Source organism: Litorivivens sp., from assembly GCF_057445395.1.
Map to the genome: position 1 here is coordinate 1 of NZ_JBVBUV010000048.1, position 22,541 is coordinate 22,541.

Below are 22,541 nucleotides of genomic sequence, written 5' to 3' on the forward strand. Positions count from 1 at the left end.
GCTGTCGGGCCCGTGGAATTTTGCCGGTGCCAAATAGCGTATCCCAAAGAAAAAACACAACCGCATAGTTGCCCCGAGGGTTTGCGCCGCGCCCCATGCCGTGATGGGCGTGGTGGGTATCAGGCGTCGTAATGACGCGGCAAACCAAACCCCATACCCCCGGCACCTTCTGCCACAACCATAGATCCCAGCGACTGCTCATATGTGTCAACACATTGACGGTGAAGGTGACTGCGGTGACTGCGAAATACACCTCATGCAAGCCCATGTAAACCATCAGCGCCGCGAACCAGGCTTGGGGCAACATCAACGTCCAGAAAACGTTATAGCGAAACACCAGCCCAACATTCATCGCCGTACCACTGTGATGTGTTCGATGAAGCCTCCACAACCAGCGCCATTCGTGGGCGTAGCGGTGCAGCCAGTAGTGCAGGAAATCTTCCAACAAAATGAAACCAAAAAATGCCAGCCAAAACGGCCAATGAGCCCACCCTCCGGCCGACGTTGGGAAAAGCGCCGCTGCCAATACCCCAACCAATCCGCCGAGCAACGGCCCGGACAGACCAATCTGCGCTAGCACGCCCACACCACTGAATACGGCATCTCGCCACGGTTGACGGCTGCGCTGTATTCTTCCCCGACCCAGCTCCACCAGGTAGCTCGTCATAAACATCCCCACCAGAAACAGCCCGAGTAATTGCTCCTGACTCACAACACCATTTTCAACACTAACCACAGCATGCCTTCCTGCGTCGCTAAGAATGGAGCCAGCTTAGGCATGCCGCAAAAGTAATACAAGTGTTTTAATGAAATCGTAAGGCGGCCTGCAACCCAGGCTTTTCATGTCACCGAGCGGCGCATACAATGCGCGCCCAACCGCGACCAAGTGAGCAGCGTGCAGGAACTTTTCTGGTATCAATACGCCCTGATCGGACTGATTTTTGTCTGGAGCGGCTTTGTGCGATCGGGCCTGGGCTTCGGCGGCGCCGTGCTGTCGCTACCGTTTCTGCTGCTGGTGCACAACGATGCGCTGGTGTTCCTGCCCCTGATAGCTGCCCACCTGCTGGTATTCGCCTCCATCACTGTCATCCAGAACAACCGCGGCAAGCCTCAGCAGGGGGGCACCGTTGACTGGCACTACCTGCGCTACCTGCTGCTTATCATGATCATTCCGAAAATGGTGGGGGTATTCGGGCTGGTCACACTACCCTCAGCACTCATGAGCGGTGTGATCTTCAGCATCGTGGCGGTTTACTCACTGTCGTATATTTTCAACCGGCCCTTCCAAAGTAAAAGCCGGGTGGTGGACACCGTGTTTTTACTGCTCGGTGGCTATATCAGCGGCACCTCGTTAATTGGCGCGCCGCTGATTATCGCGGTGGCTGCTCAGCACGTGGCCAAAGAAAAGCTGCGCGATACGCTGTTCGTGCTGTGGCTGGTATTGGTCGCCATCAAGATGGCGGCCTTTGTCTATTTCGACGTGGATTTACAGCTGATCCACCATCTCTGGCTTCTGCCCTGCGCCCTGATCGGCCACGTGATCGGCCTGCGCTTTCACGAACATATGTTACAGGCAGATACGGCCGTGTTCATGCGGGTGTTGGGCAGTGCCCTGCTGCTGATCAGTCTGGTGGGGCTGACACGGGCGGTGCTGGGCTAGGCGTCTCTGCTGCCGCCTCCGGATCGACATTGAGCCCCATCTGGCGGGCACGACGCATCCAGCGCTCTCGGGCAAGCTTTTGCATATCGTCGACGTTGTCCATCTCATCGACAATTTCCATACCTATCAGGGTTTCTATCACATCTTCCATGGTCACAATGCCAGCGGTGCCGCCGTACTCATCAACCACCAGCGCTATGTGTTCCTGCTTTTCCAGAAAACGACTGAAAATATCGGGCAGCGGACAGGACTCGTGAATAGTCAGCAGTTCACGCTTGAGATCACGCAGCCGCTTTTCGCCGTGATGGTCCACCAGCTCAACCAGCAACTCGTCCTTCAGCACATAACCCACGACCTTGTCCTTTGAGCCCTCTTCGTGAATGGGAATCCTCGAAAAGATCAGATTGCCCTCGCGCTCATGAAACTCCTGCAAGGTAAGGTCCATTGGCGCGGCCTTCACCACGGTTCGCGGCGTCATTACATCCTTGGCCCGAATATTTTTAAAGCGCAGGAGATTGGCGATAAAAGCGGATTCATTTTTCTCAATAACCCCCTCCTTTTCACCGATCTCCGCCAATAGCAGAAAATCTCGCCGTGAAAACACGCTGCGACTTTTATCCTTGCGCAATACCCCGGTGAGCTGCTGACTCAGCCAAACCAGCGGCAGCAACAGTGTAATCACCACTTTCAGTGAATAGACGGTAAACGGTGCCAACTCTTTCCAGTAGTTCGCCCCCAAGGTTTTGGGAATGATTTCCGACAGGATCAAAATCGCCAGCGTCAGCACCACCGGAATCACCACCCCCGTAAGCATCGGGTTGGTCTCGGCCCAGAGTTGCGTGGCTTGCTGCCCCACACCGATCGCGCCCACGGTGTGAGCCACGGTGTTGAGGGTGAGAATCGCCGCCAACGGACGGTCAACGTTGTCTTTGAAGTGCTTTAGCTGACGGCCAATACCAGCCCCTTCCTGAAACTTGATCTGGGCGTAAGCAGGGGTGATGCTCAGCAGCACCGCCTCCCAGAGTGAGCATAGAAAGGAAAAGCCAATAGCCAGCAAAAAATAGGCAACCAGCAGGGTGAACATAGGAATTTGTACTCAGTTAGACAAGAGCGCCTACCTTACCCCTTTTTACCGGCTGATTCACGGCCCGTTGTGCGCGGTATTGCACGAAACATGGCGTAACCCAAGCACTCCTGTTCACTCACACTTGCAAAATGACCACCACCGAAATACTGTATATAAATACAGCACAGTGAGAGATCACCGATGAGCACCTCAATCAAAGGCCGCGGCAGCGCTTCAACCATGGCCGGGCGCTTCGCCATACGCACATTGGAGCTTGACCCGGATAGCGATACGAATATCGCCAGCGTACCCACAGAAATCAGGCACGAGCACGCCCGCTCGCTTATCACGCGCAACCGCTCACCGGATGTTCCATTCAATGTGTCCATCAATCCCTACCGGGGCTGCGAACACGGCTGCGTGTACTGTTTCGCACGACCCAGCCATAGCTATCTGGATCTTTCACCTGGGTTGGATTTCGAAACCCGGATCAGCGCCAAAACCAATGCTCCGGCACTGCTGCGCGAGGCTTTGTCGCGCCCCGGCTACCGCTGCGAACCCATCGCCCTTGGCATCAATACCGACGCTTACCAGCCCATCGAACGGGAACTGCAGATCACCCGCCAATTGCTGCAAGTAGCCAGTGATTTTAATCAGCCCGTTTCGCTTATTACCAAAAGCGCATTGATTCTTCGCGACCTTGACCTGCTGGGCGACATGGCAGAGCGTAATCTGGTGCAGGTAGCCATCAGTGTTACCACCCTCGACAACAACCTCAAACGCATACTCGAGCCTCGCACCGCGTCCGGCGCCACCCGCGTGAAAACTATCCGCGCCCTGTGCGAAGCCGGTGTCCCGGTTTCGGCATTGATAGCCCCGGTTATTCCACTGATAAACGAATCGGAAATTGAAGATATTCTCGACGCGGTGGCTTTTGCCGGGGCCCTAAGCGCCAGCTACATTTTACTGCGCCTACCACACGAAGTGGCCCCGCTGTTTTGCGAGTGGTTACGCGAGCATTTTCCGGATAGAGCCAACCATGTCCTGAGCCGTCTACGCGAGCTGCGCGGTGGCAAACTTTACGACAACCGGTTTGGCGAGCGAATGCGTGGTCAAGGTATTTTTGCCGATCTGATCAAACACCGATTTGCTATTGCTGCCAGACGTCTTGGATTGTCTACCGAGCGTTCACTAGCCCTGGACTGCTCCCGGTTTCATGTTCCGGGTGACGATCAAATGGCACTTTTCTAACTTCTACTACTGACGACAAGCGAAAATGTTCCGGAAATAAAAACGCCGCCAGTTAGGCGGCGTTTTCAAGGAACAATGACTGATCAGTTGTTGGTGATCATCATTTCAGTACGTCGGTTTTTGGCACGACCTTCGGCGGTACTGTTGGACGCCACCGGCTGATACTCACCATAACCGCGCGCCGTGAGACGCGACGCAGCAACGCCGTTCTGGATCAGGCAGGTACGCACCGATTCCGCACGGGCCTGCGACAGTTTCTGGTTATACTCGGCGGCACCCACGCTATCTGTGTGGCCTTGCAGTTCCACATTGATATTGCGCGCGCGCTGCAGAATTTCAGCTACTCCGCGACAAACCTGCTCAGCCTGCGGTGTTAAGGTGGAGCGATTGTTTTCAAAATTGACACCACGCAACACGATAGACTCACAGCCATTATCAAGAACCTTGCGACCGGCTTCCGTTGCGGGGCATTCGTCTCTGGCATCAACTACACCGTCGCCGTCGCTGTCCAGCGGACAACCATTGGCATCGACTTTAGTTCCCGGCAGCGTTCCCGGACACTTGTCCTTGTGATCAGGCACTCCGTCACCATCGCTGTCCAGCGGACAACCCAGCGGATCTACCGCTACGCCACGCGGAGTATTGGGGCACTGATCCTGGTCGTCCAGAACACCATCACCATCTGAATCCGGCGGCGGTGGTGGCTCGGCCAGGAAGTCGTAGCGAATACCAAGCAACACTCGCTGCCCCCCGTATTCGGTTTGATATTCACTGGTTGAATTCGTGAACTCGGCATCCTTACCTTCAAAATAACGATAACCAAGATTGATCTTCAGGTGTTCTGTGAGCGCGAAATTAAGACCCAGACCAGCCTGCGCCACCATGACCGTGTCGTCGGCTTCTTCCAGCGAAAGTCTCGCCGCACCCAGACCCAGACCAAGGTACGGCTGCACCACACCGTCTTCGTTAAAATCAAACCAGAGGTTGCCCATCAACTGCTGTGATTGCAGGGTATCTTCTGCTTCAACGCCACCCACTTCTTCCAGGTCGTTGTCGAAATCCGTGTAGTTCAGTTCCAGACGAAAGGCACCGGGATAGTCATAACCGAGCGACACTTCGTAGCCGCTGCCATCATCGTAGGTTGTATCAAAGGTCGCAGCAGAACCCGGCCCAAGCGCCTGATTGGTCGGAAACAGCAAAATAAAGCCGCTCTGTTGCCCTGCATTACAGCCCAGCGGCCCCGGCGCCAGCTGCGGAATCAGGTCCTCACAGGTATTGGCATTGCTGTCGAAGGTTATAATGCTGTCTGCATCCTTCAGGCTAGAGGCTGTATAGCCGCCTTCGATATACCAATGCCCCAGATCAAAATCTTTGTCCGCCTCGTGTGCAGCCAACCCTAGCGGCACAGCCAGAAACGGCAAAACAAGTAGCTTTTTCATGGTTTTCCTCTTACACGCATGACTGAATATTGGCGCGTCTCCAGATACCCCCCACATCGGGACCGGGTGTTTTTGTTTTTCTGACGCTGCCCGCAAAATTAGTAGTAACCATCAGCGTTCGCTCAACTCATAAGAACGCCGTACGTGATCATAACAAAAATAGTGGCCCTGTTGTCTGCCTATGTCCACAACTGGCAATCCCCTTGCAAAATCGCTAGATTAGCCCAACTGACGGTTGCGGAATCATAGGTCACTGACCATCCATGATTACCATATATTACGCAGCCTGTGCTATCGAGCTGTTTGCGGCGTTACAGGCTGTGCCATTGAGTTCCGCCAACCGGCAGCGCCACGTATACCGGGCCTACCTCTTTCTGTGCGGCTTTACTGCACTTTTCCTCAGTTCAACAGCCGCTCTGCTCGGTGCGCCGGCACTGCCAGAGTTCGCCCAACACAGTCGCTGGCAGGGCGTTGGCGCCTTTGGCTTTATGACCAGCTTTGTCCGGTTAATGGCCAATTACGCCCACGCACAGTTCCGACCGAAAATAATGGCAGGGCTGATCTTCTTCACGCTCTTGGCCGCGGCACTAACCGTGTAAAGCCTGACGCTGCCCTTTGGTCTATTCGTCGACAATGTAACGCTGCTCGGCCACATTGACATTCTTGGCAGCAAAATTGTAAAGATACAGGATGACTATCGCCCATCGTCTGTGGTGTACCAGCTACTGGGTTTTGCCAGTGTATTGTGGGGGCATGGTGCTGCCGCTTACTATGGCGCAACAGGAATCGCTTCACTCCAGTCTTATTCAGTAGCTATCTGGTCGCACTTGGCCTGTCATTCGCCGAACAGTTGCTCTACAACGTTGGGCATGTGCAAGCAGATATTCCCGACGGAATTACCTTCCTGTGGTTGTTTGTGGTTATTTCTCTGTATTTTGGCCACGACACTCGCCTCCTTATTCAGGAGCTGAAACAGCAACGGGACGAACTCCACGAAGAGGTTGAGCGCCGACGTATTGCGGAACACACGGTGCGAGCTCAGGCTTTCTCAGACTCGCTGACCGGCCTGCCCAACGAATTGGAATTACGTGCCCAGCTCAAAGAGACGCTGCTGAGCGACCCCACCGGCTTGAGCCTGATGCTGGTATAGGTCGACCGCCTGCGGGAAATTCGGCAGTCCTTAAGCGAAAGCCATTGCGACGCCATTCTAGTGAGTATTGCCGACCGGCTTAAGGCCGATATGCCCAACAGTCAATGGTTGACAACACATGGCCGTAAACTCACTCTTAGTGCAGGCAGCTAATCTCGGCACTATTCTCAGCACGATGCTGCAACCATTGAAACAACTACTGCAGTATCTATGGAGCTGACTTACTACATAACCAGCGCGCTCGCCCTGTACACGGCAATAGAAGCCGTCATTATGGGAACAGCAGACCGCTATCGTGCGCTGTATCAGGCATTTGCCGCACTGTGTTTCAGCGTTGCACTGTTTTTGACCGCGACCGCCTGGTTCTACAGGGCCGAAACGCTGGAAAGCTTCTCTATTGCAACCAAGATCCAGAACATAGGAGCCTTTGGCTACCTGGTTGCATTCGCCTGGATGCTCGCCCTATATGCAGGGGTTATTAACAAATCGTTAAGCAAGCCCCTGTTAATTGCCTACAGCGCCGTATGTACAGCGCTGCTGGTCTACAGCCTGACCCTACCCTACGGCTTCTTTTTAGACAATCTGCAGTTCTACCCTGAGCAGGAAGGTTCCGAGCGGTTTTCATTCACCTACCGGAAAACATCAGCCGCGTTCCAGCTGTTGGCGATACTTATGGTCGGCTGGGGATGCTGGTGCTGCATGCATATGCACCGGCGCGGCACCAGACTGGCCGCCTGCCTGATAGGCAGTTACGTGTTACTCCAAGCCGTATCGGCAACTTCTCAGCTGCTTTACTACTACGACATGAGCCCGTTTGTATTGCCCGGTGGAGTCATTTTCGTTTGGTTATTCGCTGTTATTGGTGTGTGTTTCGGAGTCGATAATCGAGCGCGGGTGGCAGAGCTGTCGGATAAGAGTCAGCGCCTATCCAAAGAACTCAAAGAAAAGGCCGCCTCTGAACAACGCGCCCGCCAGCAGGCATTTACTGACGAGCTGACCCGACTGGCCAACAACCGCAAGCTAAAGGCAGCGATCGAGCGCTGCCGAAAGGACAAGCGTCGAGGCTATAAGCTGTTAGTCATTCAAATTGATCGCTATCGTGAACTTAAGCAAACCTTTGGCGAGACTAACTGTGAATCACTGCTGCGCCAGCTGGCCGATCGATTGCGAACTCACTACCGCAAAGCCAAGCTCACAGCCCGCATTTCCGAGGCGGAGTTTGCCCTGATCACCACGCAACCGGAAGAGATCATCGAACTCTCGGCAGAAAGCGGTATCGGTCAGGTGATCCCAGGGAGCGCCTTGGCCACGCCATTTCGCATTGGCCAACAGGCTATAGATCTGAACTACAGCATCGGTATGGTAGACATCGTGGACAGCCTCTCCACCGAAGAACTGCTCTACCACGCCGACCTGGCAATTGAAGATGCGACTAACCGGGGCGGTGATACCGCAATCTATTACGACCCTTCATTTGCCGCCGTCATGGCAGAGCGCCAGGCCCTTGAGCTCGCCCTTGACCTGGCATTTAAAGATAATCACTTTCGGCTTTACTACCAGCCACAGCTCAACGCCAATCGCGAACCGGTGGGTGCAGAAGCCTTGATCCGCTGGCAACACCCCGTGCGCGGCCTGATATCACCAGCATTGTTTATCCCCCTGGCAGAACGACGCGGAATGATGGTCGAACTGGGCGACTGGGTGTTGGAAGAGGCCTGTCACGCACTGGCTCGCTGGCAACGCAATGGTGCATTTCGCGGCCGACTGTCGATCAATGTCAGTCCCTGGCAATTACGCGCCCATCAGTACGCGGACAAAACTCTCGCAACCATGCGTCGCTTTGATATTTCGCCCGACAGCATCACCCTGGAGCTGACCGAAAGTGCACTGATAGACGATGACAAGGCGACCTATCGGGAACTGGAAAAATTACGCAAAGCCGGCGTACTGATTGCCATTGACGATTTTGGCACCGGCTTTTCCTCCCTGTCCTATCTCGCACGGCTACCGCTGGATATCCTGAAAATCGACAAATACTTCATCGACCAGCTACACACTGTCAGGGGCCGCCAACTGCTCGACGGCATGCTCAATATTGGTGCAGCGCTGGACATCAAGGTTGTCGCGGAAGGCGTGGAAACCCCCGAGCAGTTCCAGGCCTTGGTAGGAATGGGCTGCACCCATATGCAGGGGTTCCTGTTTAGCAAGCCACTGCCTGAAGACGAATTCCTGCGCTGGCGTCCAACCGAGGACGATCCTAGACACTCCGTGCACAGCCACGGAGTGTGATACCATCGACGACTATGAGCAGTGCAGTTACCCCCTCCCAATTGATCGATCGCTTTGGCCGACAAATCAATTATGTACGGCTGTCCGTAACGGACCGCTGCGATTTTCGCTGCGTCTATTGTATGGCCGAAGACATGACGTTCCTGCCCCGCAATCAGATTCTGTCTCTGGAACAGTTGTACGACGTGGGCAAGGCTTTTGTAGACCTTGGCGTTACCAAAATTCGTCTTACCGGCGGCGAACCCCTGATCCGGAACAATGTGTTATCGCTGGTAGAACGCCTAGGTGCGCTGGAAGGCCTCAAAGAGCTACACCTAACGACCAATGGCGCCCAGCTGGACAAGTATGCACCAGCGCTCAAAGCTGCCGGACTCACCGGCATCAATATCAGCGTCGACAGCCTGCAGGCAGACAAATTCAGACAGCTCACCCGCACTGGCGACCTTAACCGGGTATTACGCGGTATCGACGCCGCAATCGACGCCGGTTTTTCGCGCATCAAACTCAACGCCGTCATTCTTCGGGGCCGCAATGATGACGAAGTGCTCGATCTGGTGGAGTTCGCCCGACACAAGTGCGTGGACATTTCCTTCATTGAAGAAATGCCACTGGGTCTGATTGACGAGCACAGTCGGGCCTTGAGTTTCTGTTCCAGTGACGAGCTGCGCGAGATAATAGACGAGCGCTACCCACTCGGAAACAGCCACGAAAACACCGGGGGGCCCTCTGATTATTACCGCATGGTAGACAGTTCAATAAGGGTTGGCTTCATCTCACCTCACAGCCACAACTTTTGCCATTTGTGCAACCGCGTGCGCGTTACCGTTGAAGGACGCTTGCTGCTCTGCCTTGGAAACGAGCATTCGGCCGACCTTAAAGAGGTGCTGGATGCATACCCCGGTGACAGCGAGCGATTGCAGCATACTATCCGCCAGGCCATGGCCATCAAACCCGAGCGCCATCATTTCGAACTTAACGACGACGAACCACAGATCGTCCGCTTTATGAACATGACCGGTGGATAAACACACCCTCATCGAAAAGCTCCAATTAAGTCCCCACCCCGAAGGTGGCTTTTTCCGGCGCACCTATGAGAGCTCGCACACCCACCTGGGGCGACGCCTGATGAGCAGCATTTTTTACCTGCTCACTGATGATCAACCCACCGGACACCTGCATCGCAACCGCTCCGATATCGTGCACTACTGGCAAGGTGGCGGCTCCCTGCTTTACACCCTGCTGACGCCGGAAGGTAAACTTCTGCAAATAACACTCGGGCCGGATGTACCCAGCGGCGAACAACTGCAACTCACCGTGCCCGGTGGATTCTGGAAGGGCTCTCAATTACTCTGTGGCGATTACGCGCTGATCTCGGAAGCTGTATGCCCTGGCTTTGATTTCGACGATCACGAAATGGCCAGCGCGGATGAAATGCAGCAGCGCTACCCGGAACACTGGCCCAGCCTGAAAGCCCTCTGCCAAACCTAATTCACAATCAGGAACAGGAGTTAACACGGTGCAGGATTCCCCGGCCACAGTGGCCGTGAACACGTTGATCAATGGCTTTGCCGGCGCCGGCTATATCGCCAGTGAAGCCATCGCCACCACGGTTTATCTCGCCCAACAGCTGCAGCGCCCGATTCTGGTGGAAGGCCCACCCGGCGTAGGCAAAACCGAACTGGCCAAAGCAACGGCTCAGTTCAATGGACTGCCTCTGGTGCGCCTGCAATGCTATGAAGGCCTGGACGAAAGCAAAGCACTTTACGACTGGAAATATTCCAAGCAATTGCTCTACAGCCAGGTTCTCAAAGAGCAGCTGCACGATATTCTTCAGGGCGCCAAAGGGCTGGCCGAATCTGTGGAACGGCTGAAATCCTTCGGCGATATTTTCTATTCGGAAGAATTTCTCGAACCGCGCCCGCTACTCAAAGCGCTCCGAGAAAAGGATGGCGCGGTCCTGCTGATCGATGAGATTGACAAATCCGACTATGAATTCGAATCGCTGCTGCTGGAAATTCTGTCCGACTTTCAGGCGTCCATCCCAGAAATCGGCACCATCCACGCCACCACGAAACCGGTCGTCATCCTCACCAGCAACAACACGCGCGATCTGAGCGACGCGCTCAAACGCCGTTGCCTGCACCTATACATTGACTTTCCCAGTCGCGCGCTCGAAACCCGCATAGTAAAAACCCGAGTGCCGGAAATTCCAGACTCTCTCGGCGAGCAGCTGGTTACCTTTATTCAGCAGGTCCGCGAACTGGATCTGAAAAAGGCCCCAGCCGTTAGCGAGACATTGGACTGGGCTCGCGCCCTGCTGCTGCTGCACGCCACCGCCCTATCGCCGGAGCTGGTGCAAAGCACCTTGAATGTGATCCTCAAGTTCGAAGAGGATATCCAGCTGGTGACGCCGGAAATCCGGCAGCTATTGAAAGGCTAGGCGCTACCACCATGGAACAGACTCTGCTTGGCTTTATCAATACCCTACGGCAGCACGACGTGCGTATCTCTACCAGCGAAACCCTCGATGCACTGCAAACGGCCGACGTTATTGGTTACAGCAACCAGCAGTTGCTGCGCGATGCACTGGCAGCCTCACTCACTAAAACGCGTGATGAGAAAGCCCTGTTCCACCAGTGTTTTGACCTGTACTTTCTGGCCAAAGGTGAGCGCCACAGCGAACAGCAGCAAACCAAGACAGAATCACCTCACCCGAGCCAGTTTGAATTGCCTGACGCGGTAGCCGGCGACGCCGCCGTGCAGAATGCGCTCAGCGCGCCGATGGTGCAGGCCGCACTGGAAGGTAATAATGATGCCGTGGCCATGGCCATCGAAGAAGCCGCCGAAGGCATCAGCCTGGACAATGTGCGCTTTAACACCCAGAAAGGCATATTCCGGCGGCGCCTGGCAGAAGCAGCAGGTACCGGCCAATTCGACAGGGCCATCGATGCATTAAAGGCCATCGACAGCGAGGAGCTGGCTGGCCCCATTGAATGGCTGGAACAGCAGCGATATGTGCTTGATATGGCGGCGCGCGATGCCGTTGAGCACCAGCTATTACTCAATGCCAATGCCGCCGGGCGCGCCATTCAACAACAGATGCTGCGCAATACCCGACTTTCGGCGCTGGAGCACTACCACCTGAAACAGCTCCCCACACTGATTCGCGCACTGGCTAAAAAACTCGCCACCCGTCACCGCCAACGGCGCCGGGTAGACCGTCGCGGCAAACTCGACATGGCAAAGACCCTGCGCCGCAACCTAGCCTATGGTGGCGTACCCTTCCATACCTACTGGAAGCAAAAGCGGAAAGACCAGCCAAAACTCGTTGTGCTTTGCGATGTCAGTGGCTCCGTCTCGACTTACGCCCGTTTTCTGCTGCTGTTCCTGTACAGCCTGACCGATGTGATGCCTCGCATCCGCAGCTTTGTGTTTACCAGCGAAACCTACGAGGTGACCGACCTATTTGAGCGCCACCCGCCTGAGCAGGCGGTTGAACTGGTCAACCAGAAGTGGGGGCGCGGCAGCAGCGACTACGGCAACAGTTTCAAACAGTTTGTAAGCGAGTACTCTGCCCAGATCGACCGTAATACCACGCTTATCATCCTCGGTGACGGCCGCGCCAATAGCGCCGACCCCGGCCTCGACCAACTGCGAGAACTCTACCAGCGCAGCAAGTATCTGCTCTGGTTCAACCCCGAACCCCGCGCAAGCTGGAATACTGGCGACTCCGAGATCAAACGCTACCAGAGCGCCTGTCATTTTGTAGCCGAGTGCAACTCGATGGCCAAACTGGAGCGCTTATTGGACCGCCTGCTCACCGTTTTGCACTGATCCCGGTACGCACAATTACGGGTACTGCTTGCCACCGGTTCCAGTAGAGTACGTCTCTAGAACCATCAGGAGCCTGACAGCATGGCCGATCACCGCATAGAGAAACGTTACCAAACTGCCGACGACCACTGCCTGGATATCTATCTGCAGAACGGTGGCTATTCGATCGTGGCAAGCCGCGAAGAATGCCAAGTAACAGACATTTCCAAACACGGGCTGAAAGTACGCTGCATCAACCCGTTGCGCGTGTTCGAACGTTTTCGCCTTCGCTTTCACCTTGAATCCGGCAACGATCTGACGCTGTTCGGCACCGTCCGCTGGGTGGTAGCTGAGGGTGGCAACCGCTACCTGATGGGTCTTCTACTGGAAGACACACTCGGCACCGACTACCTTTTGTGGCAGAACCGTCTGAGCAAGATGCTTCTGCGGTCTTCGTCAGCAGCATCGCTAACCAGTGATCATGCCAGTTTGGCTGGGTAGAACCTCGGGGCGATACTGCCCCCCAGTCAACCAATCGCGAAAAAATGAGCGCTAGGTCACATTACGATCACGCTACAGGCTTGCCGGGAACAATCGTGGTAGTATTCTCACCACTTTCGTTTCCATGCCTCTGTAATCATGATGAATACCGAACGCCGCAACGACCGCCGCTTTGACGACCAGTCACTGGTTTTTGTAGAAGTGGAATCCGCCCAGCCTGACGCTACGGCATCAGCCAAACTTGCTTTGGCCCGTACCCTGGATATCTCCTCCCGCGGTATGCAGATCGCCACCAAAGAATCTCTGCTCCCCGAACGTATCCTGCGAATTTTCGTGGATAACGGTGAGGAATACCCGCTGACGCTGGTGGGCGAAGTCAAGTGGACCCGACAGGTGGGAAATGAATACCAGTCAGGGGTAGAGCTTTATCCATCGCGCGAAACGGCACAGAGCCAGTGGGCAGATAAAGTACTAAAGCACGGCTTGCGCGAAGCCGCCAATAGCTAGCGCACTCATGCCCCGACCGGGCCAGCCCAACGCCCAGTTTAGCCAGTGAACAGCCGCGTTAGCGCGGCTGCAGCCTCACCGGCATGTCTTTATAGCCATTCACCAGATTTGAGCGAATGCGCTTTGGCTCTCCGGCCAACTCAGCACCACTAAACAGCTTGAAGAACTCCTCAAAGAAAATCCGGGCTTCCAGTCGCGCCAGATTGGCGCCCAGGCACAAATGTATGCCGTGACCAAAAGCCAAGTGGGGATTGGGGTTCCTTGAGATATCAAACGTTAGCGGATTTTCAAACACGCGCTCATCAAAATTGGCCGATGAGTACAGCATCACCACTCGATCATTTTCCCGGATTTTCTGGCCCCGCAGCTCGGTATCGCAGGTTGCTGTACGCCGAAAGTAATGTAGCGGCGTTGACCACCGCAGCATTTCCTCCACCGCCGCCGGCAGCTGGTCCGGGTTGGCCTCTAGCTGGCGATATAGCTCAGGCTGCTTCAGCAGCTCATGCATACCACTGGCAATCATCGAGCGCGTGGTTTCATTGCCGGCCACCGTGATCTGGATAAACAGCGAGGCAAACTCTTCGGCGCTGACCTTGTGACCATCTACTTCGACGTTGATCAGCAGGGAAATAAGGTCATCGGCGTCGCTGTTCTGACGCTCCGTAGCCAGCTGATAGCCGTACATACCCATTTCCATGCTGATCTGCTGGGTTTCTTCCGGGCTTGCGCCCAAGTCCGGATCACCGGCAGATGTCTGCATATCCGACCAATGACGGATTTGCCCCCACATATCGCGCGGCACACCCATCAGGCTGCAAATAACGGCGGTTGGAAGGTTGCCTGCAGCATCAAAGACAAAATTGCACTCGCCTTTGTCACGCGCGATATCCCGCGCAGCCAATAGCGATTCGCGCGCAATTTCGCGCACCATCGGCTCCATCTTCACCAACATTTTTGAAGTAAATCGCTCTATCACCGCACGCCGAATAGGCCCGTGGTTAGGAGGGTCCATTCCCAGCAACTGGCCCTGCGCCATGCCGAGTATTTCAGGCGGCAGTTCGTCTACCATGACAAAGCCGCGTTGCGCCGAAAAGGTCGCATAGTCACGAGATACCTGTCGCACATCTTCATAACGGCTGATCACCCAGTAACCGCCCCCGTCAGGATGCTTGTGCCAGAACACCGGTGCTTCATCACGCAGCCGCCGGAATTGCTCATGAGGTACCGCCGCCACATAGTTGTCGGGGTTGTAGATATCAATCTCGCTGAGTTGCATGCTACGTCCTTACTACCGTCTGATTATTCGCCGTGTTGCATTATTCGTCATCGCTGCGGCACAGCCATGACCATTTATTCATATTCCGTATTATTTCCCTGTCCAGCAAGCCAGGATGCTGACATAAACGCACCACCGTCCTGCCAATTTGCAACTTGTACGCGCCTCTAGCGGCGATTACACTTGCCAGCCGCCCCGTTGAGGAATACCCATTGTCTAGCACCCAACCTCACATACTGGCAGCTTTAAATCGCCACGTCGCATCATTACGCGGTATTCGTCGCGGCATTGAAAAAGAAAGCCTGCGTATCAATACCGCCGGCGAGTTGGCCCGCACGCCCCACCCGAGCGCGTTGGGCTCTGCCCTGACACACCCGGAAATCACCACCGATTTTTCCGAGGCGCTGCTCGAGTTCATCACGCCAGTCAGCACCAGCATTGACGACACCCTCGATCATCTCGACCAGATTCACCGCTGGACTTATGCCAACCTTGGCGAAGAAATGCTGTGGCCCGGCAGTATGCCTTGTCTGCTAGGTCCCGATGACAGCATTCCGGTAGCGCAGTACGGCAGTTCCAACGTCGCCCGCATGAAGACCCTGTATCGACTGGGCCTAGGCCAACGATATGGCCGCCGCATGCAAACCATCTCTGGCATACACTACAACTTTTCAGTGCCGGACGAGCTGTGGCAGTGGCTGGCCGATGCCAATGGCGAAACCGTCACTCAGGATTTTATTACTGAACGCTACTTTGGCCTGATTCGCAACTTCCGCCGCCTGTCTTGGCTGCTGATCTATCTGTTTGGCGCCGCGCCGGCGGTGTGTAGTTGTTTTCTCGAAGGCAAATCTCATCAGCTTGACCGGCTCTCATCAGGCACGCTGTATAACCCCTACGGCACCTCGCTGCGCATGGGTGATTTCGGCTACCAGAGCGCAGCGCAAAGCTCGCTGAACATCTGTTACAACACGCTGGAAAACTACATCCAGACCCTAAAAAAGGCGATTCAGACGCCCCACCCTGACTACGCCCGAATTTCGCAAAGCGAGCAGCTCTCCGCAGGGCTTCTGCAGATAGAAAATGAATTTTACAGCCCGATTCGACCTAAGCGGGTCACCCAGTCTGGTGAAATTCCGTTGGGCGCACTGCGTCGCGGTGGCGTGGAATATATCGAAGTGCGCTGCGTAGACGTCAACCCGGAAAGCCCGCTGGGAATCCGACGCGAACAGATCGAGTTTCTCGACACCTTCCTGATTTACTGTCTGATCAGCGACAGTCCACAGTGCAATGAAAAGGTGTACCGGGAAATCGGTGACAACCTTCGCCAGGTGGTTGAGCGCGGCCGAGAGCCCAACCTCAATCTCCATGACCACGGCCAAGCCCTGACCCTTCAAACCTGGGCAACCCAGATTTTCGACGAGCTCACCCCCATTGCCAATGCCTTTGATGAGGCCTGGTCTGGCAGTCGCTACGGCGATTGCCTCAGCCACTGGCGAGAGACTGTGGCACAGCCAGAACGCACACCATCGGCGCGTATGCTCGAGACCCTGCGCGAACGTGACCTGTCATACTATGGCTACATGATGGAACGCGCCGAAGCCCACCGGGATTACTTCCAGCAACCGGCGCTGAACAAAGAGCAGCAGCTTAAAGCCCGCAGTATCAGCGAGGAATCGCTGGTGGCCCAGCGAAAAATTGAAGAAAGCGATGACGTCGATTTCGATGACTACCTGCGGCACTACTACGAGCAATACGAGACCCTGTAATCAGCGGTGAACTATCTAGCGCACTTTCATCTGGCGTGCCACGCTGCCGGCAGCGACGATCCGCACCCGCTGGTCATTGGTGGCCTGCTGGGTGATTTTGTCAAAGGCCCGCTGCGCGGCGAATGGCGCGACTGGGAAGCGGGCATCGTCCTGCACCGACGCATCGACGCCCTGACCGACAGCCACCCCGAGGTGATTGCACTGCTCAACACCCTCCCTGCCAACTACCGCCGGTACGGCGGCATCATGCTGGATGTGTGCTTTGACTATTGCCTCAGCCAGCACTGGGGGAACTTTCACCACACAACGCTGCCACACTTTTGCGCGCAGATGTACCAGCGGCTTGAGGCCGAACACCCCGCGCTGCCACCTAAGGCCAGGCAACAGGCACAGCGCTTGCAGCGCTACGATGTGCTCGGCAATATGGACAACTGGCAGACGGTTGCTAACATGCTCGCGCGAATCGGGCAGCGATTGCGCCGCGACAATCCGCTGGATAGCAGCGCCGCGGTTTTGGCAGAACGTTTACCCATTATTGAACAGCATTTTTTGCGCCTGTATCCCGAGTTGATGGATACCGTGCGTCAACCATAACGGAAACCACCATGTCGTCTACCGCCTCATCGATCAGCGCCCGCCAGCTCTACACCGCTTTGTTTCTGATCTGCGCTGCCCTGCTGGCTTACGCTCTGTATACCGAACATTTTCAGTACCTGATTCCCTGTGCCCTATGCATGACCCAGCGCTTTTTCTATGTCTGCCTCGGCGTGGCGGCACTCACAGCGGCCCTTCACAACCCGGGCAAAATCGGTCGCCGGGCATACGTGGCCCTCATGCTATTGGCCAGTGCAGGCGGTATCGGTACAGCCGGCCGCCAGGTCTGGCTGCAACACCTGCCCGAGGATCAGGTTCCGGCCTGCGGCCCCAGCCTAGAATATATTCTTGACACTCTGCCACTCACCGAAGCGTTCACCACGCTGATGATGGGGGATGGCAATTGCGCCGAAGTACAATGGACCTTTCTTAGCCTGAGCATGCCGACGTGGTCCTTGATCTGGTTTGTGGTGCTGGGTGTGGCGGCACTGGCCTCTCTAAAACTCCGATAGGCCCGCAGTGAAGCTATCCGGCGTACTGACACTTTTGCTGTTTCACCTTCTCGGAGAGGCCATCGTGCGCCTCACCGGACTCGTTATTCCAGGTGCAGTCGTCGGCTTGCTACTGCTTTTTGCCACGCTGCTGATTCGCGGCGGCATCAGCGACTCATTGTCTTCGAGCAGCCAGACGCTGATCGGATTTTTACCGCTACTATTGATCGTACCCTCAGCAGGTATTTTCTTCCTGGGACGCAGTTTTAACGATCAATGGCCGGCATTTATCGGCGCGATCGTAGGAGGCACACTGCTAACGCTAGTATTCAGCGCGCTGGTAATGAGACTCCTGGCCGGGCGCCGAGGCTGACGCTATGACCGACCTCCTGCACTCCCCGTTGTTTGCCATTACGCTGGTGCTCGCGGCCTATCAACTCAGTAGCTGGCTCTATCGCAAGCTCAGGCAGCCGGCCTTTCTCCACCCCACCATCGCTGGCGCCATACTAGTGGCGGCCGCCGTGTTTACGCTAGACATCGACTTTGCGACCTTTGAAAACGACGCCCGCTGGCTCACATTCTGGCTGGGGCCGGCCACGGTCGCGCTGGCTATTCCCCTTTACCAACAACTGCCATTGATCAAACGTATGGCCCTGCCGATTGTGGTCACGGTTGCACTCGGGGGAATATTCGCCTGCCTGTCAGCCGTTTTTCTCGCCCATTGGCTGGGTGGCAGCGAAACGACGGTACTCTCTCTCACGGCGAAATCTGTCACCACGCCCATCGCCATCGGTATCAGCGAAAGTGTTGGCGGTCTGAGCAGCGTCACCGCTAGCGCTGTTATTCTTACCGGCATTGTCGGCATTGTTTTCGTCAATCTGGTAATGAGAATTTGCGGCGTAAAGGACGATCGCATTTGGGGCTTCGCCCTTGGCCTGAGTGCCCACGCGATCGGTACCGCACGCGCCTTCGAACGCAGCCCGGTTGCCGGAGCGTTCTCCAGCCTGGCGTTGTGCCTGACCGGCAGTTACAGCGCGATATTCATTCCACTGGCATTGCAGTATATTCGCTAGCGTCGACTGACAATGCGCCATTGAGGCGACGCAACAATACCTCAAATTCCTGCAGCGCTGCGGCACCGATTCTCTCTGCATAGAGCGCTAACACCGCCTCACACCCGGCCACCACCGCCGCCAACCACCGCTGGCCCTCAGTGCTAATAGAGAGCTCTTTGGCGCGACTATCGCGAGAACTTTCCTGAACGTTGAGCAACTGTTGCCGCACCATGCCTCGCGTCGTAAGACTAACCGCCTGTACGGTGGTTCGCTGCGGCTCGGCCAGCGCCGACACGGATAGTGGGCGCGGCGCCAGATAGTAAAATTGGTTTAACACCGGACGACTCAATGCAACGTCTACGTCACCGGCCACCTGCTGTGTCAGCCGTTGTTCAAAATCCAGCGCCAATTCCACCAGCAAACGGCCAAAATGGAGAAACCGCTGCGCATCACCCGCCGCCTGCATCCGCTGGCGGACACCCAATGACGACGTCAGCTCATCCAGTATCGTGTACAGCCGCGCAAATTCCGCCTCACCCAGCAGCTGACGGTAATTGCGCCGGATATCGTCAACCACCCGATTCGAAACGCTAACCAAACGCTCTCCGCGCAAACTGAAGCGTACTATCCGCGAGCGTCTGTCTTCTAAACCCACCACCACACTGAGGTAACCCAGCTCCTCGAGCTGACGCACCACCTTACCGATACTCTGTTTGCTCTGCCCCGCCCGCTTTGCCAACACACTTACCGTGGCACCATTGCCATCAAGGTGTCTCAACACCGCGCCATGAGAACGCTGCACATCGCCAAAACCCAGCTCACGATATGCCGCCAGAAAACGGCTTTCGTAATCTTCTACCACCAAAAACAGAATCACGCCCAGCGCTTTTTCCCGGTAGCGTTCAAGCAGCATGGACAGCGTATTATCGGGCATAGGTAAGATCGTCTTGCGCAGGGCTTTCGGGGTTCGCAATGGCATAGTTCGGCGCTATTTTATAGTGCGGCCAGGCCACCGTCACCGCCACCAGCGCCAACGGCAACAGCACCAGAGCCGCCAGGCTGAGCGACCAGCCTAGTGCCGACGGGTCCCGCCACACGAAGTCGGTAACTGCTGCCACCAGTGGGGCGCCGCTACCGTAGCCCAGTAAATTAACAAACAGCAGAAAGTACGACGATAATTGGGCACGCTTTTCATTAGGCGTAATCACCTGTATCGAAGCTACGCTAACTGCTGCCAGTGACTGAGTGAAAAATACCGCCAAACCAATCAACACCAACACCGCCACTGGATCAGTGAGCAAGGGCAGCGGCAATATCGCCAACAATGTGCCGCTCATGGCCACCCGCATAACCCGCAAATAGGTGATCTGCCCGAAGCGCGGCTGCCAATGCGACGCCAACAATCCGCCGCCAAGCACCCCGGCGCTGGCTGCCACTATAAAAACGCTGCCAAACCGCGCCGCTGCCTCCGGTGGCGTAAACCCGAACTCGCGCATCAGGTAGACCGGTGCCCAGACAATAAAGCCGGAGCTCATCGCAGTCGTCGCCGCAATGGCGATAAAAATTCCGAGATAGAGTCGCTTGTGGCTGAGCAGGAATACAAACGTAGAGCGCAGCTGCGCGGCAACCGATTGCGGGCGGGTATCCAGCAAGCCTTTGCGGACCGGTTCTTTCAGCGCAAAAATAAACAAGGCCAGCAGTAGCCCGGGCATGCCTGCCATCATAAAGGCCAGCTGCCAGTCGGCATAACCTGCCAGCCAGCTGATCTCACTGCGATCCCACTGCGCCAGCGTTGTCAGGAGGTATCCACCCAACAGAAATGCCAGACCACTACCTACCGTGCTGCCCATTGAAAACACCGCCATTGCCGTGGGCAAGCGCTTACGGTCAAACACATCTGCTAGCAGAGAGTATGCCGCAGGCGCCAGCGCGGCTTCACCCACGCCCACGCCAATGCGCCCCAGAAACAACTGCAGGTAACTGCGCGCCAATCCACAGACCACAGTCATCGCACTCCACACCACAATGCCGAGACCAATGATACGGGTGCGGTTCCAGCGGTCAGCTGCAAGCGCAATCGGGATTCCAAAAAGTGCAAAGAAAACGCCAAAGCCGAGACCGTGGAGCAAGGAAAACTGAAAGTCTGAGATCCCCAATTCCAACTTGATAGGCTCAATGAGCAGCGCGATGATCTGCCGATCCAGAAACGACAGCATGTAAGCGAAGAACAACAGAACAACGAGGTACCAGCCGCCTTGCGGTTTCATGCGTATCCCCTGGCTAGCCATGTACGACAATGCAGGTCTGTAGCTGCCAAAACCTTAGTTGTCATGGTGTTGGCGACGAAAAGCATCCACGATATCCGCCGGCTGTGCCTCGCCTTGCATCAATGCCTTAAAGAATGCTGTTCCTGATGTTCCCTGCACAAACGGCACCAGCCAGTTCTGCCGCAACTCAATGTTTAACAACAGCTCAGAAAAGGCGCGTAACTGCAGGCTGCGGCGTGCTTGCGCCTGCGGGGCATCTAGCGCAGCTTCCAGAGCCTGCACCAGCACCTCGACCCCCTCACCACTGACAGCATTGGTTCGACACACTGCCGTAGCAAACCCGGTTTTGTTTTCCCTGTCATGGGCTTCAAGCTGCAGCACTTTTTCTAGGGCACGTACCCCATCTACATCGCATTTATTGATAGTGAATACGTCGCCCACTTCCATCACGCCCGACTTGATACCCTGCACGTAGTCACCACCGCCGGGAATGAACACCAGTGTGCTCACATCTGCCACCCGCACAATATCCAGCTCGTTCTGGCCGATACCGACGGTTTCGATAAAGATGCGATCAAAGCCGGCAAACTTTAGTAGCTGCGAGGTGATAAAAGTGGTTTCGGACACACCGCCCAGCTGCCCCTTGGTAGATAGTGAGCGTACAAAAACACCATCGTCCAAGGCATGATCCTGCATTCGCAGACGGTCACCCAGTACCGCGCCACCGGTTTGAAGGCTGCTGGGATCAACGGCCAGCACAGCAACACTGTTACCGGATTGACGATAGTGGCGGATCAGCTGATTGAGCAATGTGGACTTGCCCGCGCCCGGCACACCGGTAATGCCGATGCTATTCACCGGCTGCACCGAAAATATCCTGCGCGACAGACTGAGCAGAAAATCCGGCGAGCGCTCGATCGCGGTAATGGTTCGCGCCAGAGTGGCGACGTCCCGCGCGCGGATCGCCGATTGCCAGGCGTCATCGAGCACAACCGGACGCCGCATCAGGCGTTCACTGCACTGCGCAGATAGGCGGCGATATCATCCATATTGGCGCCCATGGTAAAGACCTGATCAACACCCAGCGCCTTGAGCGGCTCGATATCTTCCTCCGGAACAACGCCGCCGACAATCAGAATACGGTCGTCAAGATCCAACTCACGCATCCGCTCAGCCAGCACTTTCAGGTGTGTCATGTGGCCGCCAGACAGGCAACTCACGCCTATGACATCAACGTCTTCCTGCAGTGCAGCATTAGCCACTTTCTCCGGCGTTTGTTTGAGGCCTGAAAAGATGACTTCAAAGCCCCGGTCACGCAATTCTTTGGCAAGCACCGTGATACCGATGGTGTGGGTATCAAGGCCAATTTTGGCCAGCAAAATTCTAATCGGTTGGGTCATGAGTGTTCTCTATTTT

Annotated in this window: 24 protein-coding genes; 16 read left to right on the plus strand and 8 right to left on the minus strand. The window is 55.7% G+C overall.

Annotation, left to right across the window (positions count from 1 at the left end; genetic code table 11):
* Positions 1-736, minus strand: a 736-nt coding sequence (locus tag AC222A_RS13185) for a sterol desaturase family protein (RefSeq protein WP_486775094.1), incomplete at its 3' end; no start/stop codon positions are given.
* A gap of 159 nt (positions 737-895) precedes the next feature.
* On the opposite strand from AC222A_RS13185, the gene AC222A_RS13190 reads away from it, so the two are divergent.
* Positions 896-1,660, plus strand: coding sequence for a TSUP family transporter (locus AC222A_RS13190; protein ID WP_372759005.1), 765 nt, complete (start codon positions 896-898; stop codon positions 1,658-1,660).
* Here the strand turns inward: AC222A_RS13190 and AC222A_RS13195 are convergent.
* A complete protein-coding gene (locus AC222A_RS13195) occupies positions 1,623-2,744 on the minus strand; it encodes a CNNM domain-containing protein (protein WP_372759006.1) in 1,122 nt (373 codons plus the stop codon). The genes AC222A_RS13190 and AC222A_RS13195 overlap by 38 nt on opposite strands.
* A gap of 183 nt (positions 2,745-2,927) precedes the next feature.
* Here AC222A_RS13195 and AC222A_RS13200 point away from each other — a divergent pair, with 183 nt between their 5' ends.
* Positions 2,928-3,977: a PA0069 family radical SAM protein gene (locus tag AC222A_RS13200; protein ID WP_372796770.1), complete on the plus strand. Its 1,050-nt coding sequence runs from the start codon at positions 2,928-2,930 to the stop codon at positions 3,975-3,977.
* 83 nt (positions 3,978-4,060) lie between these two features.
* Here the strand turns inward: AC222A_RS13200 and AC222A_RS13205 are convergent, their stop codons facing one another.
* Positions 4,061-5,416: an OmpA family protein gene (locus tag AC222A_RS13205; protein WP_372750431.1), complete on the minus strand. Its 1,356-nt coding sequence runs from the start codon at positions 5,414-5,416 to the stop codon at positions 4,061-4,063.
* Positions 5,417-5,679: 263 nt separating this feature from the next.
* On the opposite strand from AC222A_RS13205, the gene AC222A_RS13210 reads away from it, so the two are divergent.
* The 9 genes from AC222A_RS13210 (at position 5,680) to AC222A_RS13250 (ending at position 13,676) form a co-directional block, all read left to right on the plus strand.
* Positions 5,680-6,015: a hypothetical protein gene (locus AC222A_RS13210; protein ID WP_372782970.1), complete on the plus strand. Its 336-nt coding sequence runs from the start codon at positions 5,680-5,682 to the stop codon at positions 6,013-6,015.
* Between the two features lie 251 nt (positions 6,016-6,266).
* Entirely contained in the window at positions 6,267-6,566 is a 300-nt protein-coding gene (locus AC222A_RS13215; protein ID WP_486775095.1) for a hypothetical protein, read from the plus strand.
* Between the two features lie 210 nt (positions 6,567-6,776).
* Complete coding sequence (locus AC222A_RS13220) at positions 6,777-8,855, plus strand: putative bifunctional diguanylate cyclase/phosphodiesterase (RefSeq protein ID WP_372796774.1); 2,079 nt, start codon at positions 6,777-6,779, stop codon at positions 8,853-8,855.
* Positions 8,856-8,869: 14 nt separating this feature from the next.
* The gene (moaA, locus tag AC222A_RS13225) at positions 8,870-9,880 is read left to right on the plus strand and encodes a GTP 3',8-cyclase MoaA (protein ID WP_372750306.1); all 1,011 of its coding nucleotides are present in this window, start codon (positions 8,870-8,872) and stop codon (positions 9,878-9,880) included.
* The gene (locus AC222A_RS13230; protein ID WP_372758293.1) at positions 9,873-10,343 is read left to right on the plus strand and encodes a cupin domain-containing protein; all 471 of its coding nucleotides are present in this window, start codon (positions 9,873-9,875) and stop codon (positions 10,341-10,343) included. Before moaA ends, AC222A_RS13230 begins: the two co-directional genes overlap by 8 nt.
* 28 nt (positions 10,344-10,371) lie before the next feature.
* On the plus strand, positions 10,372-11,295 hold the full coding sequence (locus AC222A_RS13235) for an AAA family ATPase (RefSeq protein WP_372750463.1): 924 nt from the start codon (positions 10,372-10,374) through the stop codon (positions 11,293-11,295).
* A gap of 11 nt (positions 11,296-11,306) precedes the next feature.
* Entirely contained in the window at positions 11,307-12,689 is a 1,383-nt protein-coding gene (locus AC222A_RS13240; RefSeq protein WP_372758295.1) for a vWA domain-containing protein, read from the plus strand.
* Positions 12,690-12,770: 81 nt separating this feature from the next.
* Positions 12,771-13,169 carry a PilZ domain-containing protein gene (locus AC222A_RS13245; protein WP_372748155.1) on the plus strand — a complete coding sequence of 133 codons (399 nt, stop codon included), beginning with the start codon at positions 12,771-12,773 and terminating at the stop codon, positions 13,167-13,169.
* Positions 13,170-13,307: 138 nt separating this feature from the next.
* Positions 13,308-13,676 carry a PilZ domain-containing protein gene (locus AC222A_RS13250; RefSeq protein ID WP_372748156.1) on the plus strand — a complete coding sequence of 123 codons (369 nt, stop codon included), beginning with the start codon at positions 13,308-13,310 and terminating at the stop codon, positions 13,674-13,676.
* A gap of 58 nt (positions 13,677-13,734) precedes the next feature.
* Here AC222A_RS13250 and AC222A_RS13255 read toward each other — a convergent pair whose 3' ends face one another.
* Entirely contained in the window at positions 13,735-14,952 is a 1,218-nt protein-coding gene (locus AC222A_RS13255; RefSeq protein WP_372748157.1) for a cytochrome P450, read from the minus strand.
* 212 nt (positions 14,953-15,164) lie between these two features.
* On the opposite strand from AC222A_RS13255, the gene gshA reads away from it, so the two are divergent.
* From gshA to AC222A_RS13280, 5 genes are read left to right on the plus strand one after another with little or no spacing between them, the layout of a single operon-like run.
* A complete protein-coding gene (gene gshA, locus AC222A_RS13260; protein ID WP_372748158.1) occupies positions 15,165-16,718 on the plus strand; it encodes a glutamate--cysteine ligase in 1,554 nt (517 codons plus the stop codon).
* A 6-nt stretch (positions 16,719-16,724) separates the two neighbouring features.
* Positions 16,725-17,312 (plus strand): acyl carrier protein phosphodiesterase, encoded by a 588-nt coding sequence (locus AC222A_RS13265; protein WP_372748159.1) that lies wholly within the window; start codon positions 16,725-16,727, stop codon positions 17,310-17,312.
* Between the two features lie 11 nt (positions 17,313-17,323).
* Positions 17,324-17,824: a disulfide bond formation protein B gene (locus AC222A_RS13270; RefSeq protein WP_372748160.1), complete on the plus strand. Its 501-nt coding sequence runs from the start codon at positions 17,324-17,326 to the stop codon at positions 17,822-17,824.
* Positions 17,825-17,831: 7 nt separating this feature from the next.
* Positions 17,832-18,176: a CidA/LrgA family protein gene (locus AC222A_RS13275; protein ID WP_372748161.1), complete on the plus strand. Its 345-nt coding sequence runs from the start codon at positions 17,832-17,834 to the stop codon at positions 18,174-18,176.
* A 4-nt stretch (positions 18,177-18,180) separates the two neighbouring features.
* The gene (locus tag AC222A_RS13280; protein ID WP_372748162.1) at positions 18,181-18,876 is read left to right on the plus strand and encodes an LrgB family protein; all 696 of its coding nucleotides are present in this window, start codon (positions 18,181-18,183) and stop codon (positions 18,874-18,876) included.
* Here the strand turns inward: AC222A_RS13280 and AC222A_RS13285 are convergent.
* From AC222A_RS13285 to AC222A_RS13300, 4 genes are read right to left on the minus strand one after another with little or no spacing between them, the layout of a single operon-like run.
* On the minus strand, positions 18,845-19,792 hold the full coding sequence (locus AC222A_RS13285) for a MarR family transcriptional regulator (RefSeq protein ID WP_372748163.1): 948 nt from the start codon (positions 19,790-19,792) through the stop codon (positions 18,845-18,847). The two genes, AC222A_RS13280 and AC222A_RS13285, sit on opposite strands and share 32 nt — an antisense overlap.
* On the minus strand, positions 19,782-21,125 hold the full coding sequence (locus tag AC222A_RS13290) for an MFS transporter (RefSeq protein ID WP_372748164.1): 1,344 nt from the start codon (positions 21,123-21,125) through the stop codon (positions 19,782-19,784). Before AC222A_RS13290 ends, AC222A_RS13285 begins: the two co-directional genes overlap by 11 nt.
* A 54-nt stretch (positions 21,126-21,179) precedes the next feature.
* Positions 21,180-22,130: a methylmalonyl Co-A mutase-associated GTPase MeaB gene (meaB, locus tag AC222A_RS13295; RefSeq protein WP_372748165.1), complete on the minus strand. Its 951-nt coding sequence runs from the start codon at positions 22,128-22,130 to the stop codon at positions 21,180-21,182.
* A complete protein-coding gene (locus tag AC222A_RS13300; protein ID WP_372748166.1) occupies positions 22,130-22,525 on the minus strand; it encodes a cobalamin B12-binding domain-containing protein in 396 nt (131 codons plus the stop codon). Before AC222A_RS13300 ends, meaB begins: the two co-directional genes overlap by 1 nt.
* Positions 22,526-22,541: the final 16 nt, after the last annotated feature.

Bases quoted from the DNA above. Each gene is read 5' to 3' on its own strand.
- AC222A_RS13195 (WP_372759006.1), bottom strand. From the start codon at position 2,744: ATGTTCACCCTGCTGGTTGCCTATTTTTTGCTGGCTATTGGCTTTTCC.
- AC222A_RS13200 (WP_372796770.1), top strand. From the start codon at position 2,928: ATGAGCACCTCAATCAAAGGCCGCGGCAGCGCTTCAACCATGGCCGGG.
- AC222A_RS13205 (WP_372750431.1), bottom strand. From the start codon at position 5,416: ATGAAAAAGCTACTTGTTTTGCCGTTTCTGGCTGTGCCGCTAGGGTTG.
- AC222A_RS13210 (WP_372782970.1), top strand. From the start codon at position 5,680: ATGATTACCATATATTACGCAGCCTGTGCTATCGAGCTGTTTGCGGCG.
- AC222A_RS13220 (WP_372796774.1), top strand. From the start codon at position 6,777: ATGGAGCTGACTTACTACATAACCAGCGCGCTCGCCCTGTACACGGCA.
- moaA (WP_372750306.1), top strand. From the start codon at position 8,870: ATGAGCAGTGCAGTTACCCCCTCCCAATTGATCGATCGCTTTGGCCGA.
- AC222A_RS13240 (WP_372758295.1), top strand. From the start codon at position 11,307: ATGGAACAGACTCTGCTTGGCTTTATCAATACCCTACGGCAGCACGAC.
- AC222A_RS13245 (WP_372748155.1), top strand. From the start codon at position 12,771: ATGGCCGATCACCGCATAGAGAAACGTTACCAAACTGCCGACGACCAC.
- AC222A_RS13250 (WP_372748156.1), top strand. From the start codon at position 13,308: ATGATGAATACCGAACGCCGCAACGACCGCCGCTTTGACGACCAGTCA.
- AC222A_RS13255 (WP_372748157.1), bottom strand. From the start codon at position 14,952: ATGCAACTCAGCGAGATTGATATCTACAACCCCGACAACTATGTGGCG.
- AC222A_RS13270 (WP_372748160.1), top strand. From the start codon at position 17,324: ATGTCGTCTACCGCCTCATCGATCAGCGCCCGCCAGCTCTACACCGCT.
- AC222A_RS13280 (WP_372748162.1), top strand. From the start codon at position 18,181: ATGACCGACCTCCTGCACTCCCCGTTGTTTGCCATTACGCTGGTGCTC.
- AC222A_RS13285 (WP_372748163.1), bottom strand. From the start codon at position 19,792: ATGCCCGATAATACGCTGTCCATGCTGCTTGAACGCTACCGGGAAAAA.
- AC222A_RS13290 (WP_372748164.1), bottom strand. From the start codon at position 21,125: ATGAAACCGCAAGGCGGCTGGTACCTCGTTGTTCTGTTGTTCTTCGCT.
- meaB (WP_372748165.1), bottom strand. From the start codon at position 22,130: ATGCGGCGTCCGGTTGTGCTCGATGACGCCTGGCAATCGGCGATCCGC.
- AC222A_RS13300 (WP_372748166.1), bottom strand. From the start codon at position 22,525: ATGACCCAACCGATTAGAATTTTGCTGGCCAAAATTGGCCTTGATACC.